Below are 18,320 nucleotides of genomic sequence, written 5' to 3'. Positions count from 1 at the left end.
CTGATCTTGCTCCTGGGCGTATGCCCCGTACTGCGGCGGTGGCACTCCCCCGGGTTCGCGCCGGTCGGACGCGCCGGCCGCACGCGCGGGCCGCCGAGGCGTGAGTCACCGGATCGGGGGCATGCGACCGGCATCCCCGGAGCCTTCGAGGGCTCCCGTGCGGCCGATGTCCGGCCGGGCGTGAAGAAAGGCGGTTGTCGACGTGCGCAGTGTGGGTGTCGAGGAGGAGCTCCTTCTGGTGGACGCCAGGACCGGTGAGCCGAGGGCGCTCTCGGCGGCGGTCCTTGCGGCTGCCTCGCTGGACCCTTCGGGCAACGAGGAGGTCTTCGAAAGCGAACTGCAGCGCCAGCAGCTGGAGTTCGCGACCCGCCCGCAGACCGCCATGGGCGACCTGGCGGACGAGATCCGGCGCTGGCGGGCGGAGGCGGCGCGGCACGCCGAACGGCTGGACGCGTCGGTCGCCGCGCTGGCGACCTCACCGCTGCCGGTGAATCCGTCCATCGGCACGGGCGAGCGCCACCAGTGGCTGAAGGAGCACTTCGGGCTGACGGCCCAGGAGCAGCTGACCTGTGGCTGCCACGTCCATGTGTCGGTGGAGTCGGACGAGGAGGGCGTGGCGGTCCTCGACCGTATCCGCCCCTGGCTCCCCGTGCTGCTGGCCATGAGCACCAACTCGCCGTTCTGGCAGGGGGAGGACAGCGGCTACCACAGTTATCGCAACCGGGTCTGGGGCCGCTGGCCCTCGGCGGGTCCCGTGGAGGTCTTCGGGTCCGCCGACCGCTACCACGAACAGGTCAACGACATGGTGGCGAGCGGTGTGCTGCGCGACGAGGGGATGGTCTACTTCGACGCCCGCCTCTCCCACTCGTACCCCACCGTCGAGATCCGGGTGGCCGACGTCTGCCTGGACCCCTCCACGACGGTGCTGCTGGCCACGCTGATCCGCGCCCTGGTGGAGACGGCGGCGCGCGAGTGGCGTGAGGGTGTGCCGCCCACGCGGCACGGAGTCGCGCTGCTGCGGCTGGCGGCGTGGCGGGCCGCGCGGTCGGGCCTGGAGGACCACCTCGTCCACCCGGTCACCATGCGTCCCGCACCGGCCGAGGCCGTGGTGCGGGCCCTGTTCGACCATGTGCGGGACGCCCTGGAGGACAGCGGCGACGTGGTGGCGGCCCAGGAGTCGCTGGCCGCCCTGCTCAAGACGGGCAACGGCGCCCGCATCCAGCGGGAGTTGCTGCGGACTACGGGCAGTCTGCGCGAGGTGGTCGCCGAGTGCGTGCGGCGCACGCGCGGCTGAGCCCCCTGGTGGGGGCTCAGCCCTTCGGTGGGGCTCAGCCGTTCGGGTTCAGGTCGCGCGGGCGGGTGAAGCGGTGCCACCAGTGGCGGCGGCGGGGGTGGACGTAGCGGCCCAGCCGCCGGCCGAGCAGCAGGTAACCGAGCAGGGCGCCGGTGCTGTTGAGGAGCACGTCGTCGATGTCGAAGGCGCGGCCCGTCACCAGGGCCCCCTGGACCAGCTCGACGAGCAGCATCACCACCGCCGTGAGGACCACGACCCGTGCCGTGCCGCGGGCGCGCGGGAACAGCACGGGCAGCAGCAGCCCGAAGGGTATGCCGAGGACGATGTTGCCGCCCAGTTGCTTGACGGTGTCACGGAAAGCGGGCTTGCCGAGATAGTCGCGAATGGAGTCACCGGGCCGCAGATTGCTGTGGGTGAGCGGCTCCGACACGGCGGAGGGTTCCAGCGTCAGACGGGCCAGCAGGGCGGCGAAGGCCACCATCGCGGCGAAGGCCAGCACCACCGCCACCAGCCGTGCGGGCCGGCTCAGCCGCGGCCCCCCGCGCGTCTGCGGAGCTTCGTCGGTGGCCTTCGGCGTCCTGTCTCGCCCGGCGGTCCGTGGCATCACAACTCCCCTGACGGTAGCGGCTTACGCGTACACGTCCGGTTACCCGGGGCCGGGGACGGCATGCGGGCGTCCTCGCCGGCCCCGCGACGAGGGCCGTGCGGGTCAGGGGCTGAAGGACAGGAACACGAAGGCGGCGAAGAGGGACAGGTGAACGCCGCCCTGGAGGAGTGTGGCTCGTCCGGGCACCACGGTCAGGGCGCTCACCACGGCGGTGAGCGTGAGCAGCACCAGGTGCAGCGGGCCGAGACCCAGCACCAGCGGCCCGGGCAGCCAGACGGAGGCGAGCGCGATCGCCGGGATGGTCAGGCCGATGCTGGCGATGGCGGAGCCGTACGCCAGGGGAGGCTGGTCTGTACGCGCTCCCGGCGGGCGGCGCGGACGGCCTGCGCCGAGCGGTTCACCGACGCGGTGCGCGACGACCTCGGCGTGGTGCACGGCGGACAGGACGGATCCGATCAGGCAGAGCCCCACGACGGCGACGACCGGGCCGGGCAGCTCCCGCCCCCAGCCGATGGCCAGGACGAGTACGGCGGCCACCGGCGCCCAGGTTCCACGGCACGACCACGACCTGGTCGTCGTCCTCATAGATGATCCGCCCGGGGTCGGAGGACTCCACTCGCTCGCACGCCACTCCGTGAGCGGTCAGAAGCTCCAGATAGCCGGCGGCACGGTCCACGAGGTGCGTGGCCGTGGCCTTGAACCATGCCACGGCGCCGGGATGCAGGTGTGGATCGTAGACGGTGGGGTCCACGTATGACGGGTTGGTGAAGTGGGCGTCGTACCAGTCGTTGCCGGCCCACCAGAACCGGTACTCCTCTTCGCTCAGCTTCCCCTCCCGCGCCAGACCATTGGCCAGGGCGAAGATGCCGGGAAAGCTCCGCGTGGGCTGTGGGTGGTTTCCTGGAACCTCACGAACAACGCCTCGCCCACAAGTCTCCTTCCGCTCGTCGCCACAAAGGCTACTGATGTTCCGTCAGGTTCCTTGTAGACGGGCGGTTCTTGACGGGGCGTGGGGGCGGTAAGAAAGTTTCACGTGGTGCGGGCGTTCCCGAAGGATTCTTTCAGGGCTTCAGGGAGGGTGGGCATGACGGAGGGGATGAGCCGTCGTCGGCTCGGTGGCGGGGTGCTGGCCCTGGGAGGTGCGCTGGTGATCGGGTCGGTTCCGGGCGCCGCGGCGGCGGACGCGGAGGGTGCGGGGGGTTCAGGCGGTGCGGCGCGGGGTGGCCGGCCGACGTTGCGGCGGGGTTCCGCCGAGCGGGCCGGGCTGCTGTCCGAGCCGCTGGACCGGCTGGTCGCCGACGCCGAGCGGTTCCTCGGCCCCTCCCCCAAGCACCCGTGGTACGCGGGGGCGGTGCTGCTGGCGGGGCGCGGCGGCACGGTGGCGCTGCACCGGGCCATCGGGCACGCGGTGCGCTACGCCGCGTACGACGAGAAGACCGACACGGGCGTGGAGTTGCCGCCCGAGCGGCGGATCGCGATGGCCGAGGACACGGTCTTCGACCTGGCGTCCGTCTCGAAGCTGTTCACGTCCGTCCTGGCCGTGCAGCAGATCGAGCGCGGGGCACTGGAGCTCGAGGGCAAGGTCACCGCGTACCTGCCGGAGTTCGGGGGCGGCGGCAAGCAGGACATCACGGTACGTCAGCTGCTCACGCACACCTCCGGTCTGCGCGCCTGGATGCCGCTGTACAAGGAGCCGACACGCGAGGGGAAGCTGCGGCTGCTGTGGCAGGAGGCCCCGGCGAACCCGCCCGGCAGCCGCTACCTCTACTCCGACCTCAATCTGATCGCGCTCCAGCTGATCCTGGAGGAGATCACCGGTCGCTCTTTGGACGTACTGCTCCACCGCGAGATCACCGCCCCCCTGGGGATGCACCGCACTCGTTTCAATCCGCCCGCCTCCTGGAAGCCGAAGATCGCCGCCACCGAGGACGCCCGGGCGCCCTGGTCGGGCCTCGACCGGGGCCTGGTGTGGGGGGAGGTCCACGACGAGAACGCGTACGGCTTCGGCGGTGTCGCGGGCCACGCCGGCGTCTTCTCCTGCGCCTGGGACCTGGCCGTCCTCGCCCGTACGCTGCTGAACGGCGGCGTCTACGGCCGCGCCCGCATTCTGGAGCCGGAGTCCGTGGACCTCATGTTCACCGACTTCAACACCGCGTTCCCCGGTGACGAGCACGGGCTGGGCTTCGAGCTCTACCAGCACTGGTACATGGGCGCCATGGCGACGCCGCGCACCGCGGGTCACACCGGTTTCACCGGCACCAGTCTGGTCATCGACCCGACGACCGACTCCTTCCTGGTGCTCCTCGGCAACTCGGTTCACCCGGTACGCAGTTGGCGCTCCGGCTCGGCGCCGCGCGTGGCCGCCGCCGACCAGCTGGCGCGCGCCGTCGCCGTACGCCCCGCGCACGGGCGCACCGCCTGGTTCGGCGGCATGGCCTCGGCCACGGCGGCGACGCTGACCCTGCCCGAGCTGACGCCCCGCTCACCACGTCCCCGGCTGCGGTGCTCGGTGTGGTGGGACACCGAGCCGGGCTCGGACGGCCTGTTCCTGGAGGCGTCCGGCGACTCGGGGGCGACGTGGCGGCCGGTGCCGTTCGTGACCGTGCGCCACGGACAGCCGGCCCGGCCGCACCCGGCAGGGTCGGTGACGGGCTGGTCGGGCCGGCTCTGGCACCGGCTGGAGGCGGACCTGTCGGCGTGGCGGGAGACGCCGGTACGGCTGCGCTGGCGGTACGTGACGGACCCGCGCTACGTCGGGCGGGGGGTGTACGTGGACGGCATCCGGGTCCAGGACGGCTCCCGGACGCTCTTCGACGAGGCCCGGCCCGAGGACGCCGGCCGTATCGAGGCGTACGGATGGAGTGCGTCGGCGGACTGAGGACCCATGCGGGGATGCGGGGGGTCTTCTGCGGCGTGAGACTGGGACCAGGGGATCACTCGGCGAGGAGGATGACCCTATGTCCGTGATGGACAAGCTCAAGCAGATGCTCAAGGGCCATGAGGGGCAGGTCGGCAAGGGCGTCGACAAGGGCGGCGATCAGGTCGACAAGAGGACCCAGGGCAAGTACAGCGACCAGGTCGACACCGCCCAGGACAAGCTGCGCAACGAGTACGGCAACGACCCCGACCAGGGGCCGCCGCCGCCCACCCGGACCTGACCGTCCGGCGCGCCCAGCACCTGACGACACCACCTCGTCCCCGGCGGTCCTGCCCCACGGCCGCCGGGGACGAGGCGTGTCCGCGCCCTCCCGGCTCTCTGCCGCCTCTCTGCCGGCGCTCTGCCCCGGCCGGACGCGATACGCCGGACGCGATACGACGGCGTTCGGTTTCCTGGCCGCGGCTCCCGCCGCCGCTCACGACCCCGGCGTCGAGGGCTGCTGGGTGTCCGGCGGCCATGTGCAGACCGGCAAGGTTCACGTGAACCACATCGAGGGCGGTTGCTTCGACGTCGGCTGAGCCTGAGCAGCGTCCCCGGATGGGCGCCCTCCGCGGCGCCCATCCGCATGTCGTCCCCCCGCTCGTCGTCCCCCCGCATCCCCCGCATGTCGGCGCCCCGCGCGTCTCAGCGGCCCAGCACCGCCATCGCCGCGTTGTGGCCCGGGACGCCGCTGACGCCGCCGCCCCGCACCGCGCCCGCACCGCACAGCAGCACATTGGCGTGCGCCGTCTCCACGCCCCAGCGGCCGGTGCCGCCGGTGGCGTACGGGAAGGCGAGGTCGCCGTGGAAGATGTGGCCGCCCGGCAACCGCAGGTCCCGCTGAAGGTCCAGCGGGGTCTTGGCCTCGATGCACGGGCGCCCGTCCGCGTCGAGGGCGAGGCAGTCGGCGATCGGCTCGTCCAGGTGCGTGTCGAGTTCGGCGAGCGTCGCCGTGAGGAGGGCGGCGCGCGCGGTGTCGTTGTCGGCGGTGAACAGCCGCGCCGGGGTGTGCAGGCCGAACAGCGTCAGCGTGTGGTGACCGCGTGCGGCGAGGTCGGGGCCGAGGATCGAGGGGTCGGTCAGCGAGTGGCAGTAGAGCTCCGAGGGCGGGGCGCTCGGCAGCCGCCCGGCGGCCGCCTCCCGGTAGGCTGCGGCCAACTGCCCGTACCCCTCGGACACATGGAAGGTCCCGGCGAACGCCTCGCGCGGGTCCACCGAGCGGTCGCGCAGCCGGGGCAGCCGCTTCAGCAGCATGTTGACCTTGAGCTGGGCGCCCTCGGCGGGCTCCGGCGCCGGGTCGCCGATGAGGGCGGCCAGCTCGTGCGGCGAGGCGCCGACCAGCACGTACCGGGCGGCGATCGTGCCCTCCCCGTCCGCCGTACGGAAGGTGACCTCGGCGGCCCGCCCGTCCGTCTCGATCCGGGTCGCCTCGTGCCCGGTGGCGATCTCGGCGCCCGCCGAGCGGGCCGCGTCCGCGAGGGCGCCGGTGAGGCTGCCCATGCCGCCGACCGGGACGTCCCAGTCTCCGGTGCCGCCGCCGATCACGTGGTAGAGGAAGCAGCGGTTCTGGACGAGGGACGGGTCGTGGGCGTCGGCGAACGTGCCGATCAGAGCGTCGGTGAGCACCACACCACGTACGAGATCGTCGTGGAAGTGCTCCTCGATCGCGACGCCGATGGGCTCCTCGAAGAGCATCCGCCACGCCTCGTCGTCCGCGATCCTGGCACGCAGCGCCTCTCGGGTGGGCAGCGGCTCGGTGAGGGTCGGGAAAACCCGTTCGGCGACCCTCCCCGTCATCGCGTGGAACCGCCGCCAGGCGGCGTGCGCGTCGTCCGAGCCGGTGAGCGCGGCGAACGAGTCGCGGGTGCGCCCGGCGCCCACCAACAGGCCACCGGCCCGCTCGTGGCGCTCCACCGGGGTGTACGAGGAGATGGCGCGCCGGCGGACGGTGAACCGCAGGTCCAGCTCCCGCACGATCTTCGGCGGCAGCAGGGACACCAGGTAGGAGTAGCGGGAGAGCCGGGCGTCGACCCCGGCGAAGGGGCGGGTGGAGACGGCGGCCCCACCGGTTGCGGGCAGGCGTTCCAGGACGAGGACGGAGCGCCCGGCGCGGGCGAGGTAGGCGGCGGCGACCAGTCCGTTGTGGCCGCCGCCGATGATGACGGCGTCGTACGGGCGCGGCGTTCGCGGTGCGGTCATGGCCCTTCGTAACACGCGCCGGCGCCGTGTTCCAGGGGCGGCATGGGGAGGGCGGTGCGGTCCGGGCGCGTGCCGCGTGCGCCGGGGCCGTGCGCATGTGCGGCGGGGCCGTGCGCGTGTGCGGCGGGGGCGGGGGTCCAGTCGCCGGTGAGGCCGGCCGCCGGGTCGGGCGGCCGGGTCGCGGGCGAGGCGGCGGTGCCGAGGGCTTTGAGGCCGGTGGTCATGCCGCGGGCCCACGGAGGCAGCTGGCGGGCGCCCGCGGGCGGGTGTGCCGGGGCGGGCGGTACGGGCGGTACGGGCGGCGGAAGCGGCCGGGAGGGATGGGCGCCGGTGGCGCCGGTGATACGGCGGCGGAGGTCGGCGGCGTCGTCGGGACGGGCCTCGGGCGTCTTGGCGAGCAGGTCGAGGACGATCCGCTCGAAGAAGGCGGGCAGTTCCGCCCGGTGGTCGCGCGGCGGCGTGGGCGCGGTGTCGCGGTGCCCGACGAGCACGCCCCAGGCGTCGTCGAGGTCGAAGGGCGGGGCGCCGGTGGCGATCTCGTACAGGACGCATCCCAGCGAGTACAGGTCGCTGCGGTGGTCGACGTGGCCGCCGCCGATCTGCTCGGGCGACATGTAATGCGGGGTGCCCATGGCGATGCCGGTGCCGGTGAGGCGGGAGGTGAAGCCGGCGTCGGCGTCGAGGCGGGCGATGCCGAAGTCGCAGATCTTCACGGTGCCGTCGGCCAGGCGCATGATGTTGGCGGGCTTGAGGTCCCGGTGCACGATGCCCTGCCGGTGGGTGTAGGCGAGGGCGTCGGCGACCTGGTCGGCGATGTCGACGACGTCGTGCACGGGCAGCGGGTGGTTCCCGTTGTCCTCCAGGAGCTGGCTGAGGTTGCGGCCTTCGAGGAGCTCCATGACGAGGTAGAGCAGGCCGTCCGACTCGCCGAAGTCGTGGACCACGGTGACGCCGCGGTGCTGGAGCGCGGCCGCGACACGGGCCTCGCGGCGGAAGCGCTCGCGCAGCATTTGTACGAGTTCCTCGTCCTGCCGCGGTCCCGGCGGCTTGAGGCACTTGACCGCGACCCGGCGGCCGAGCGATTCGTCGGTGGCCCGCCACACCTCCCCCATGCCCCCGCGCCCGATCACCTCGTGCAGCCGGTAGCGGCCCTGGAGCAGCCTGGTGTCCCCCCTGGTGTCCCCCATCGCGTGCCGTCGCCCCCGTCGCCTCGCTACGCCCTCCCCGGCCCGTCCAGTATGGCGGCCTCTCGGCGCGGTGGGTACGGGGCGGTGCCCGCGTGACGTGGGCGCACGGGTCGGGGTTGGCGCAGTGGTTGCCGCCGGCCGCGCGGGCCCGCGCGGCCTGCGGGGTGACCGGCGGAGGCCGTGGCGGCCGGGTCAGTCGGTGGACAGGGCTTCCAGGAGGTCGCCGACCTGGGGATCGGGAAGGCCGCGGGCGACGTCCGCCTGGGCGATCATGCCCACCAGGCGGTGGTCGTCGATCACCGGCAGCCTGCGCACCTTGTGCTGGGACATCGTGCGCAGCACCATCTGCGCGTCGTCGTCCGCGTCCACGTACACGACGTGGCCCTGGGCAAGATCGCCGGCCGTCGTCCTCGCCGGGTCCTTGCCGGCGCCGAGCACCTTCACCACGATGTCGCGGTCGGTCAGCATGCCCTTGAGCTTGTCGTCGGAGCCACAGATCGGCATCGCCCCGACGCCCAGCTGCGTCATCATCTCGGCGGCCTGGAGGACGGTGTCGCGCTCGTCCACGCAGTCGACGCCCTTGGTCATCAGCTGACGTGCGGTTGTCATGCCGGGTGCTCCTTCACAGGGCGATCACCACTGCCATCGCGGCGAACAGCGCCGCCACGAGGACGACGAGAAGCAGGATCAGCACCATCGGTGCCTTCGCCCAGCCGGTCGGCGGATTGTGCGTCTCCTGGGGCCCTGCTTCCGGCATGCTCGACTCGGCGGGCGGCGTGTCGCCCGCCGGGACGCTGCCACCGGCGTCGAGACCGGTGGTGCTGTCCGGGTCAGGGTCCGGGTTGGGGTGCGGGGTCTGGTCGGTCATGGCGTACGGGTAGGCACGGAGAGGCCTTTCATTCAGGTATGCGGCCTTTAATCGGTTTCGCGGCGGGTTCGCCGGCGGTGGCTGGTGTCGCACCACGGGTAGCGGCGGCTGCGGCGGCAGGTGCACACCGCGACCATGAAGCGGTCGGAGCACGCCGTGGTGCCGTCCGGGAGCTGGATCTCGACCGGCCCCTCCATCAGCAGGGGCCCCTCGGGGTCGACGACGACGCGCTCAGGTTCGCTGGGCACGGATCACCACCAGGTCCTCCTTGCGCTGACCGGGCGCTATCAGCCCGCGCTGTTCCAGCCACTCGGCGTGCCGGGCCATGACCGGCCCGAAGGGGATGGTGCTGCGCAGCTCGACGCGCGCGGACAGGCCACCCTCCTCCAGCCGGTCCAGCGTGGGCTCCACACCGCACAGCGACGACTGGACCAGGAGCAGCACCCCGTCGTCCCGCAGGAGCCCGGGGGCGTCGGCGCAGAGCCGGTCGAGGACCTGGCGCCCGTCGGCACCCGCGTTCCAGCTGCGGTCGGCGCCCCGGGCGCGGCCCGGCGACACCACGTACGGCGGGTTGGAGAGGATCAGGTCGAAACGCCGGCCCTTGACGGGTGTCGTCAGGTCCCCGTGGTGGACGGTGATCGGCAGCCCGAGGCGGCGGGCGTTGAGGCGCGCGGCGAGCACGGCCCGCCACGAGACGTCGACGGCGGTCACCCGGGCCGCTCCGCACTGGGCCGCCAGCACCGCGAGCGCACCGGTCCCGGTCCCCACGTCGAGCACGTCGGGCCGGGTCCGGCGGCGCACGCCGCACAGCTCACTGCGGACTGCCTCGGCGAGCAGTTCCGTGTCCTCCTGCGGCGCATAGACACCGCGCGGTCTGAGTAGGCGCATGCCCAGCGGGTACCTCCAAGATCGCCGACCAAACGTCCCGGCGGGCGTGTAAGGAGCAAGTGATGAGCCATGAGTCCGGATCCGGTTCCCTGTGGATGGAGTACGCCCCCGGGCCCGGCCGCCCGGCACTGGACGGTCCCGTGGAGACCGAGGTGGCCGTGGTGGGCGGTGGGATCGCGGGCCTGTGCACGGCCTGGGAGCTGGCCCGCGCCGGGCACCGGGTGGCGCTGCTGGAGGCGGACCGTATCGCCTCGGGCGTGACCGGCCACACCACGGCGAAGCTGTCGGCGCTGCACGGCCTGGCGTACGCGCAGATCCGCTCCGTGCACGGCGTGCGGGGCGCGCGGTTGTACGCCCACTCCCAGCAGACCGCCGTCGACCACGTGGCCGAGGTGTGCGACGAGCTGGGCATCGACTGCGACCTGGAGCGGCTGCCCGCGTACACGTACACCGAGGATCCGGCGGAGACGGACCTGCTGCGTGAGGAGGCGCAGGCGGCTCGGGAGGCGGGGCTGGACGCCTCGTACGTGACGGACGTGCCGCTGCCCTTCCCGGTGGCGGGCGCGGTCCGGGTGGAGAACCAGGCGCAGTTCCATCCGCGCAAGTACCTGCTGGCGCTGGCCGCCGACCTGGAGGCGCTCAGCGGCGGGATCTTCGAGCGGACCCGGGTGACGGGGCTGACGGAGGGCCCGTCGTGCGAGCTGACCACGAGCGGCGGGCACACGGTCAAGGCCCGCGACGTCGTCATCGCCACGCACTATCCGGTCTTCGACCGGGCGCTGCTGTTCACGCGGCTGGAGCCCAAGCGGGAGCTGGTGGTGGCCGGGCCGATGCCGGCCGGGCGGGACCCGGGCGGAGTGTTCCTGACGCCCGACGGCGCCACGCGCTCGGTGCGGACGGCGCCGTACGACGAGGGCCGTCGGATGCTGATCATCACCGGCGAGAAGTTCACGCCGGGCACGGAGGGCGAGGGCGAGGTCGGCCGGCGGTTCGAGAGGCTGGCGTCCTGGGCGCGGGAGCGCTTCCCCGGCGTGGAGCTCACCCATCGCTGGGCGACGCAGGACAACTACACGACGGACCGGGTGCCGTATGTGGGGAGGCTGCACGCGGGCTCCCGGCACACGTACGTGGCGAGCGGGTTCGCCGGCTGGGGCATGAGCAGCGGAGTGATGGCGGGCAGCCTGCTGGCGTCCCGGATCCGCGGCCGTGAGCCCGCCTGGACGAGCCTGTACGACCCGGTACGGCTGCATCCGGTGAAGGAGGCGCCCGCGATGCTGCGGCTCCAGGCCCAGGTGGGCAAGCACTTCATCGGCGACCGGCTGCCGGGCGCGCACGCCGACTCGACGGCCGACATCCCCAGGGGCGGCGGCGCGGTCGTACGGATCGGGGGGCGGCGCCTGGCCGTGCACCGCAACCAGGCGGGGTCGCTGCACGCGGTGTCGGCGCGCTGTACGCACCTGGGCTGCATCGTGCACTTCAACGACGAGGAGTGCGCCTGGGAGTGCCCGTGCCACGGGTCGCGGTTCGACGTGGAGGGCAAGGTGACGCAGGGGCCCGCGCTGAAGCCCCTGGAACGGTTCGACGTGGAGGAGAACGTGGAGGGCACCATGGAGGACAACGTGAAGGAGGAAGACCGATGACGGCACCGGCTCCCCTGCCCGAGGCGCGGGGCCCACTGTCCGCGGCGGTACGGCAGGTGCTGCTCGGCGGTGCGGCGCCGGAGGTGACCGTGGCCGGGGCCGACCCTCTGGGCGAGGATCTCCAGCTGGCGCTGTACCTCGCGTACGAACCGCACTACCGGGCCCTGGAGGGCGTCGACGGTGAGCGTGAGTGGGACCCGGCGCTGCTGGGCCTGCGCCGGCCCATGGAGCGCGCCTTCCTGGCGGCGCTGCGTGAGGCCGTACCGGGGGACGACGACGCGGAGGCGGCGCTGGAGCCGCTGCTCGTGGAGCCGGTCGACGGGCACGGGGTGTCCCACCGGCTGATGGAGGAGGGCACCTGGGAGTGGATGCGGGAGTATCTGGCGCACCGCTCGCTGTACCAGCTCAAGGAGTCCGATCCACAGGCGTGGCTGATCCCCCGGCTGGAGGGGCAGGCGAAGGCGTCGCTGGTGGCGGTGGCGTTCGACGAGTTCGGGGCGGGACGCGGTGAGCGGGTGCACGCCCGGCTGTTCGCGGAGCTCATGGAGGGGGCCGGGCTTGACGCCTCGTACGGCCGTTATCTGGACCTCGCCCCGGCCACCACACTGGCCACGGTGAACGTGATGTCGCTGTTCGGGCTGCACAGGTCGCTGCGGGGTGCGGCGGCCGGGAACTTCGCCGTCCTGGAGATCACCTCGCCGCCGGGCGCCCGGCGGATGGCGAAGGCGCTGGAGCGGCTGGGCGCCGAGGAGCGGTGTGTCCGGTTCTTCACGGAACACATCGAGGCGGACGCGGTGCACGAGCAGGTGATGCGCCGGGACGTGCTCGGCGACCTGCTGGCCCGGGAGCCGGAGCTGGCGGCGGATGTCGCGTTCGGAATCCGGGCGACGGTCTGGCTGGACACGCGCTGGGAGGACCGGGTGCTCACGGCATGGGACCACGGCCGGCCGTCCCTGCGCGGCCCGCTGCCGGCGTGAAGGGTGGTCGGCGGTGCTCCGCCCGCCGCATCGCGGGGCGGCGCCGCGCGGTGGCCGCGTGAGCGGAGGGTGCTGCGACGGCTCGCGCCCCGTTACGTGGGCATGGGCGTCGGGCCACGCGGCTGCCGGCCCGTTGGTGTCGCCGTGTGCGGGGTCGGTGGCCGCGTGGCCCGTGCGGTGGGCCGGGTCAGGGGAGCAGTTCGTCGAGGGCGGCCTTGCCCTTCTCGGCCAGCCTGCGCTCGGCCCAGGCCAGGTTCTTCGGGGTGACGTCACGTCCTGACGCGAGGACCAGGTCTTCCGCGTTGAATTCGCCTTCGGCACCGCTGTGCAGAAGCCGGTCGGGCGTGACGCCCTCTCGCTGGGAGGTCGAATCGGGCTCAGCGTTCATGCCGCCTCCTTGTTCGTCCTGCAGTCATTGTCGTCGCCGGGTACCCGGAACGCATCCCCTGCACCGACCGGATCAATCAGGACGTCCAGCAGGCCCCTGCCGGGGGTGTCCGGCAGGGGCCGTGTGGTCAGCGGTAGCTGATGTCCGCCGCCGTGTAACGGCAGTACGTGCCGTCGGGGCCACTGCCCGTCTGGACCGGCTCCGCGCCGGTGTTGTTGCCGGTGAACCGCACGCACGGCTTGATCTTCTTGTTGCTGTCGCCGTAGACGCGGATGTTGCGGAGGGTGGCGGTGTCGCCGTAGTTGGTGTTGATGCCGACCAGGGACTGGCCCGGAGCGGTCACGTCCACGTTGTCCACGACGATGGTGCGCTTGTACTGGGTGGAGCAGTTGCCGCACGAGCGGACGAGCTTGCCGAAGTCGGCGACCTGGAACCCGGTGATGGTCAGCTTGCCCGCGCCGTTGAACTGGAAGACCTTGTCGGACGCCTTCCTGGCGCCGCCGCCGGTGACGGTGTAGACCGCGCTCGCCGACTTGCCCTTGAAGGTGGCGGCGTCCTCGCCGACGTCCTCCCACCAGACGTTCTGGAGGGTGCAGCTGCCCATGCAGTGGACGCCGTCCGCGGCCGGGGAGCCGAGGATGACGTTCTTCAGGACGGCGCCGTCCCTCAGCTTGAAGACCGGCGGCTGGCTCTCGCTCTGGCCTCCGCTGCCGAGGTCGCCGGTGCCGTAGTGGCGCTGCATGCCACCGTCGTAGCTGACGGGGACGTCGATGGTGGCCGCTACGGGCTTGCTGCCGTTGGGCGTCGGCCAGGCTGCCGCGGCTCCGGCCGTCGAGAGCGCCCCGTTGGTGACGAGGGCGGCTCCGGTGAGGGCGACCGCGCCGGTCAGCGCGGCGATGGCGCGGCGCTTCAGACGGCGCTTGGAGGCCGCGTCGGCTCGTTGGCTCATGTGTCCCGTTTCCTTCGATGTGGGGGTGAGACCTTGCGCCTGCTGGTCGTCACCGCCACCCGAAGGGTTGCCGCCCGGTTGCCGCAAAGTGTCGAGCACGTTTACGGGGCGAAGTCGCCCCGTACGGTGGCCTTCTGGCCGCCGGCGGCCGTGCTGGTGATGGCGTAGCGGTCCCCGGTGGCGTCGCGGCCGCCCTCGGCGTGGTTGTACTGGGCCGCGAAGACGTGCCGGCCGGCCGGGACGGTACGGCCGGGCCTGAGCGTCCAGGTGTAGCGCAGGGCGCCCTTGTCCTCGCGTACGGAGACGGTGAAGTCCCCGGCGGGCCGGGTGCGCCAGTGGCCGGTGTCGGCGATGCCGCCGGTCTGGACGACGCGCAGGTCGACGGTGAGGGCGGTGAGCGGCTCGCTGGTGGTGACCGTGAGGTTGCTCTGGGCCCAGAAGCGGTTGCTGTGCGGGTCGATGACACCCTCGGCCCGTACGCGAACGGGGTGGGGCGGGGTGGCCACCGTCGCGGCGGGACCCTCGTCCTGGAGTACGGAGGCGACCGTGTAGCCGCCGACGGCGAGGACCGCGGCGGCGGCGGTGGCTCCGGCGACGCGCAGCCACGGGGTGCGCGGGGAGGGGCGGCGGGGCGCCGGGGCGCCATCGGCGGGCGGGCGGGCCATGCCGCGTTCGACGCGCGCGAGGATGCGGGCGCGGTCGGGGCGGTGCGCGTGGGCCGCTTCCCGCAGGTGCTTCCTCAGCTCGTCCATGACTCCCTCCCTCCCACCAGGTGTGACGCCGCCCTGCTGTCCAGCATCCGTTCGAGCTGGGCCATGGCCTTGGACGTCTGGCTCTTCACCGTACCCACCGAGATTCCGAGCGCGAGAGCGGTGTCCCGTTCGGAGAGGTCGAAGGCGTGGCGCAGCACGACGCAGGCGCGTTTGCGGAACGGCAGGCGGCGCAGCGCGCCCTGGACGTCGACGACGGAGGGTATGTCGGGGTCGTCGACGTGCCCGGAGTGCTGCGACCAGAACAGGGCGATGCGGCGGCGTTCGCGTACGGCGCTGCGGATGCGGGTGCGGGCGAGGTTGGCGACGACTCCACGCGCGTAGGCGGCGGGGTGGTCGGCGGCGCGGACGCGGTCCCAGCGGTGCCACAGGGCGAGCAGGGCGTCGGCCGCGAGATCGTCGGCGGCGTCGGCCTCGCCCGTCAGGAGGTGGGCGAGGCGGGCCAGTTCGGCGTAGTGCCGCTCGAAGAACGCGTGGAACTCCGTGACGGCGTCATCGGCGGATGTCTCCACGGCGGCCTCCCCCCTGCGCTTCGTCGCGCACGTGTCGCTGATGGTGCGGTACCTGACAGCCCCCTCCCCCTGCCGCCGGAGCGGGTGCGCGATACTAGCAAGCGCTTGTCATGCACCGAACGGTGTGTCCGGCTTTCCCTCTCCCGCGTCCGGTACCACCAGCAGGGAACCCGCCGGCGGTGCGGGGCGCGTCAGTCCCGTACGGGCGGTGGTGATGTAGAGGTCGCGCAGCCCCGGGCCGCCGAACGCGCAGGCGGTGGGGCGGCGCACGGGCAGCTCGACCACCCTGTCGAGCGTGCCGTCGGGGGTGTAGCGGCGGATGGCGGCGCCGTCCCAGAGGGCGACCCACACACAGCCCTCGGCGTCGACGGCGAGGCCGTCGGGGAAGCCGGCGCCGTGCTCGATTGTCGCGAACGGCCGCCGGTCCAGGGCCCGTCGCCCCTCCATGCGGCAGACGTCGACGCGCCGGGTGGCGCTGTCGACGTAGTACATGAGGGTGCCGTCCGGGCTCCAGCCGGTGCCGTTGCTGACGGCGACGGAGGGGAAGACCGTGGTGGTGGTTCCCTCGGGGGCGATACGGGTGAGGGTGCCGCCGCCGTCCGCCTCGTCGTAGCGCATGGTGCCCGCCCACAGCGCCCCGTCCGGGGCGACGGCCGCGTCATTGCCGCGCCGCCCGGGGACCGGGTCGTGGACCAGCCAGGAGAACGCCCCGTCGGCGTCGTACAGTCCGATGCCGTCCCTGAGGTTGACCACCAGTCCGCCGCCCGCCCGTGGTTTGGCCGCGCCGACGTGCTGTGCGGTGGCCATGACCGAGCGGTGACCGCCGGCCGGGTCGTAGGTGTGGACACGGGAGCCCAGGATGTCGACCCAGATGAGCCGTCCGGCGGCCGCGTCCCAGGTGGGGCCTTCGCCCAGCTCGGCGTACGCCCGGACGGCGACCTCCGCGCGCGTCACCGGACGCCGCCCCGGTGGCCGAGGCTCACGGACAGGTCGTCGGCGCCCTTGGCGACCAGCTCGGCGAGTTCGGTCTCGCGCTCCTCGCTCCAGCGGATCATGGGGACGGAGATGGACAGCGCGGCGACGACCCGGCCGGCGCTGTCGCGCACGGGGGCGGCGACGCAGCTGACGTCCGGGTTGGACTCGCGGTGCTCGATGGCGATGCCGCGCTCGCGGATCTCGGCGAGCGCGGCGCGCAGCTCATCGGGGTCGGTGAGGCTGTTGGGGGTCATGGCGGCCAGTTCGCGCCCGTCGATACGGGCGTCGAGCTCGTGCTGCGGCAGGGAGGCGAGCAGCATCTTGCCGACGGAGGTGCAGTGGGCGGGGAGCCGGCGCCCGGCCGCCGAGACCATGCGGACCGCGTGCGTGGAGTCGACCTTGGCGATGTAGATGACGTCCGTGTCCTCCAGGATGGCGACATGGACGGTCTCGTCGCAGGTCTCGGCGACCTCCCGGGCGACCCGCTGGCCCTCGGCGGCGAGGTCGAGCTGTTCGGCGTACCGGCTGCCGAGCTGGTAGGTGCGTACCCCGAGGCGGTAGCGTCCCGGCTGCTCGGGGACGGGCACCAGGTAGGAGCGGGCCGCCAGAGTGGTGAGCAGCTCGTGCACGGTGGTGCGCGGCAGCTGGAGCTTGCGGGTGACCTCCGGCGCGGAAAGGGTTCCGTCACCGGCCAGAAACAGTTCCAGGATGTCGAGCGCCCTGGTCACAGCGGGGACAAGACGTCCCATACCGTCCACCCACCCCTTCGTTCGAAACTCCGGCCGATGACCGGTATGACGAACACAGGCTAACCACAGGCTACTTCACCCGGCAATGGGCGGGGGTGGTGGAAGCGCGCGCACCGGCCCGCACGAACCTCCGTCCGCCGTGCGCAAACCATTGACACCCCCGGGAGTGGCTGATTACGGTCACGCCAAGATTTCGAACGTGTGACGAAATACCGAACGAGCTCGAGAGGGCAACTGCCGTGCGCATCACGGGAATCAGCACTCATGTCGTCGGGACCCCCTGGCGCAATCTCACCTATGTACTGGTCCACACCGACGAGGGGCTCACCGGTGTCGGTGAGACGCGCATGCTGGGGCATACGGACGCGCTGCTCGGCTACCTCAAGGAGGCCGAGGCCAACCACATCGCCGGGTCCGACCCGTTCGCGGTGGAGGACCTCGTACGCCGCATGAAGTACGGCGACTACGGCCGGGCCGGCGAGATCGTCATGTCGGGCATCGCCGTCGTGGAGATGGCGTGCTGGGACATCAAGGGCAAGGCGCTGGGCGTGCCGGTCTGGCAGCTGCTCGGCGGAAAGGTGACGGACCGGGTCAAGGCGTACGCGAACGGCTGGTACACCACCGAACGCACCCCCGAGGCGTACCACAAGGCGGCACAGGAGGTCATGGCGCGCGGCTACCGGGCGCTGAAGATCGACCCCTTCGGGACGGGGCACTTCGAGCTGGACGCCGAGCAGACCCGCTACGCGGTGTCGCTGATCGAGGCGGTGCGGGACGCGATCGGGCCGGACGCGGAGCTGATGCTGGAGATGCACGGGCGGTTCAGCCCGGCCACGGCGGTCCGCCTCGCGAAGGACATGGCGCCGTTCAGCCCGGCCTGGCTGGAGGAGCCGGTGCCGCCGGAGAACCTCAAGGCGCTGGCGAAGGTCGCCGAGAAGGTGGACCTGCCGGTGGCGACGGGCGAGCGGATCCACGACCGGATCGAGTTCCGCGAGCTGTTCGAGTCACAGGCGGCCGACATCATCCAGCCCGACCTCGGGCACATCGGCGGCATCCTGGAGACCCGCAAGCTGGCGGCGACCGCCGAGACGCACTACATGCTGGTCGCCCCGCACAACGTGGGCGGCTCGGTGCTGACCGCGGCCTCGCTCCAACTGGCGGCCTGCACGCCGAACTTCAAGATCCTGGAGCACTTCAACGACTTCGCGGACGCGGAGATCAAGAAGGTGGTCAAGGGCGCGCCGCAGGTGGACCCGGAGACGGGCTGCTTCGAGGTGTCGCACGCCCCGGGCCTCGGCGTGGAGCTGGACGTGGACGCGGCGGCCGAATTCCCGCAGCAAAGGGCCCGGTTCGACCTGTGGGCCGAGGGCTGGGAGAAGCGGGCGCCCAAGTGAGCGGGC

Annotated in this window: 19 protein-coding genes and 2 pseudogenes; 7 read left to right on the top strand and 14 right to left on the bottom strand. The window is 72.6% G+C overall.

Annotated features, from left to right (window positions below; genetic code table 11):
• The first annotated feature begins 202 nt into the window (after window positions 1-202).
• Entirely contained in the window at window positions 203-1,294 is a 1,092-nt protein-coding gene (locus QWM81_RS04260; RefSeq protein WP_290110126.1) for a glutamate--cysteine ligase 2, read from the top strand.
• Window positions 1,295-1,328: 34 nt separating this feature from the next.
• Here the strand turns inward: QWM81_RS04260 and QWM81_RS04255 are convergent, their stop codons facing one another.
• Complete coding sequence (locus QWM81_RS04255; protein ID WP_290110125.1) at window positions 1,329-1,898, bottom strand: VanZ family protein; 570 nt, start codon at window positions 1,896-1,898, stop codon at window positions 1,329-1,331.
• Between the two features lie 105 nt (window positions 1,899-2,003).
• Window positions 2,004-2,284 (bottom strand): annotated as a pseudogene (locus QWM81_RS04250) (calcium:cation antiporter family protein); the annotation flags it as partial.
• A 701-nt stretch (window positions 2,285-2,985) separates the two neighbouring features.
• Here QWM81_RS04250 and QWM81_RS04240 point away from each other — a divergent pair.
• From QWM81_RS04240 to QWM81_RS04230, 3 genes are all read left to right on the top strand, one after another.
• A complete protein-coding gene (locus QWM81_RS04240; RefSeq protein WP_290110124.1) occupies window positions 2,986-4,779 on the top strand; it encodes a serine hydrolase domain-containing protein in 1,794 nt (597 codons plus the stop codon).
• A gap of 79 nt (window positions 4,780-4,858) precedes the next feature.
• Window positions 4,859-5,059, top strand: a complete 201-nt coding sequence (locus QWM81_RS04235) for an antitoxin (protein ID WP_290110123.1) — start codon at window positions 4,859-4,861, stop codon at window positions 5,057-5,059.
• A 76-nt stretch (window positions 5,060-5,135) separates the two neighbouring features.
• Window positions 5,136-5,357 (top strand): hypothetical protein, encoded by a 222-nt coding sequence (locus QWM81_RS04230; protein WP_290110122.1) that lies wholly within the window; start codon window positions 5,136-5,138, stop codon window positions 5,355-5,357.
• A 106-nt stretch (window positions 5,358-5,463) separates the two neighbouring features.
• Here the strand turns inward: QWM81_RS04230 and QWM81_RS04225 are convergent, their stop codons facing one another.
• The 6 genes and pseudogenes from QWM81_RS04225 to QWM81_RS04200 form a co-directional block, all read right to left on the bottom strand.
• Window positions 5,464-7,017 (bottom strand): phytoene desaturase family protein, encoded by a 1,554-nt coding sequence (locus tag QWM81_RS04225; RefSeq protein WP_290110121.1) that lies wholly within the window; start codon window positions 7,015-7,017, stop codon window positions 5,464-5,466.
• Window positions 7,018-7,061: 44 nt separating this feature from the next.
• A pseudogene (locus QWM81_RS04220) lies at window positions 7,062-8,204 on the bottom strand (serine/threonine-protein kinase); the annotation flags it as partial.
• A gap of 192 nt (window positions 8,205-8,396) precedes the next feature.
• Entirely contained in the window at window positions 8,397-8,813 is a 417-nt protein-coding gene (locus tag QWM81_RS04215; protein WP_290110120.1) for a CBS domain-containing protein, read from the bottom strand.
• Window positions 8,814-8,826: 13 nt separating this feature from the next.
• On the bottom strand, window positions 8,827-9,072 hold the full coding sequence (locus QWM81_RS04210; RefSeq protein ID WP_290110119.1) for a DUF6480 family protein: 246 nt from the start codon (window positions 9,070-9,072) through the stop codon (window positions 8,827-8,829).
• 47 nt (window positions 9,073-9,119) lie between these two features.
• Window positions 9,120-9,320: a CDGSH iron-sulfur domain-containing protein gene (locus tag QWM81_RS04205; protein ID WP_290110118.1), complete on the bottom strand. Its 201-nt coding sequence runs from the start codon at window positions 9,318-9,320 to the stop codon at window positions 9,120-9,122.
• Window positions 9,304-9,960: a HemK2/MTQ2 family protein methyltransferase gene (locus QWM81_RS04200; RefSeq protein WP_290110117.1), complete on the bottom strand. Its 657-nt coding sequence runs from the start codon at window positions 9,958-9,960 to the stop codon at window positions 9,304-9,306. The genes QWM81_RS04205 and QWM81_RS04200 overlap by 17 nt, the downstream gene beginning before the upstream one ends.
• A gap of 62 nt (window positions 9,961-10,022) precedes the next feature.
• On the opposite strand from QWM81_RS04200, the gene QWM81_RS04195 reads away from it, so the two are divergent.
• Window positions 10,023-11,600 (top strand): FAD-dependent oxidoreductase, encoded by a 1,578-nt coding sequence (locus QWM81_RS04195; protein ID WP_290110116.1) that lies wholly within the window; start codon window positions 10,023-10,025, stop codon window positions 11,598-11,600.
• Window positions 11,597-12,577 carry an iron-containing redox enzyme family protein gene (locus tag QWM81_RS04190; RefSeq protein WP_290110115.1) on the top strand — a complete coding sequence of 327 codons (981 nt, stop codon included), beginning with the start codon at window positions 11,597-11,599 and terminating at the stop codon, window positions 12,575-12,577. Before QWM81_RS04195 ends, QWM81_RS04190 begins: the two co-directional genes overlap by 4 nt.
• 187 nt (window positions 12,578-12,764) lie before the next feature.
• Here QWM81_RS04190 and QWM81_RS04185 read toward each other — a convergent pair whose 3' ends face one another.
• From QWM81_RS04185 to QWM81_RS04160, 6 genes are all read right to left on the bottom strand, one after another.
• Complete coding sequence (locus QWM81_RS04185) at window positions 12,765-12,965, bottom strand: hypothetical protein (RefSeq protein WP_290110114.1); 201 nt, start codon at window positions 12,963-12,965, stop codon at window positions 12,765-12,767.
• 127 nt (window positions 12,966-13,092) lie between these two features.
• The gene (locus QWM81_RS04180) at window positions 13,093-13,914 is read right to left on the bottom strand and encodes a pectate lyase (protein WP_290110113.1); all 822 of its coding nucleotides are present in this window, start codon (window positions 13,912-13,914) and stop codon (window positions 13,093-13,095) included.
• Window positions 13,915-14,015: 101 nt separating this feature from the next.
• A complete protein-coding gene (locus QWM81_RS04175) occupies window positions 14,016-14,666 on the bottom strand; it encodes a hypothetical protein (protein WP_290110112.1) in 651 nt (216 codons plus the stop codon).
• Window positions 14,654-15,196, bottom strand: a complete 543-nt coding sequence (locus QWM81_RS04170) for a SigE family RNA polymerase sigma factor (protein WP_290110111.1) — start codon at window positions 15,194-15,196, stop codon at window positions 14,654-14,656. The genes QWM81_RS04175 and QWM81_RS04170 overlap by 13 nt, the downstream gene beginning before the upstream one ends.
• A 108-nt stretch (window positions 15,197-15,304) precedes the next feature.
• A complete protein-coding gene (locus tag QWM81_RS04165) occupies window positions 15,305-16,150 on the bottom strand; it encodes an SMP-30/gluconolactonase/LRE family protein (protein ID WP_290110110.1) in 846 nt (281 codons plus the stop codon).
• Window positions 16,147-16,920 carry an IclR family transcriptional regulator gene (locus QWM81_RS04160; protein ID WP_290110109.1) on the bottom strand — a complete coding sequence of 258 codons (774 nt, stop codon included), beginning with the start codon at window positions 16,918-16,920 and terminating at the stop codon, window positions 16,147-16,149. Before QWM81_RS04160 ends, QWM81_RS04165 begins: the two co-directional genes overlap by 4 nt.
• 239 nt (window positions 16,921-17,159) lie before the next feature.
• Here QWM81_RS04160 and QWM81_RS04155 point away from each other — a divergent pair, with 239 nt between their 5' ends.
• Window positions 17,160-18,314 (top strand): mandelate racemase/muconate lactonizing enzyme family protein, encoded by a 1,155-nt coding sequence (locus QWM81_RS04155; protein WP_290110108.1) that lies wholly within the window; start codon window positions 17,160-17,162, stop codon window positions 18,312-18,314.
• Window positions 18,315-18,320 lie beyond the last annotated feature (6 nt).

It is taken from the genome of Streptomyces ficellus (assembly GCF_030406405.1).
Taxonomy (GTDB): Bacteria; Actinomycetota; Actinomycetes; order Streptomycetales; family Streptomycetaceae; genus Streptomyces; species Streptomyces ficellus_B.
The sequence above is the reverse complement of the archived record's forward strand: the minus strand, read 5'-3'. Positions and strand labels throughout refer to the sequence as shown.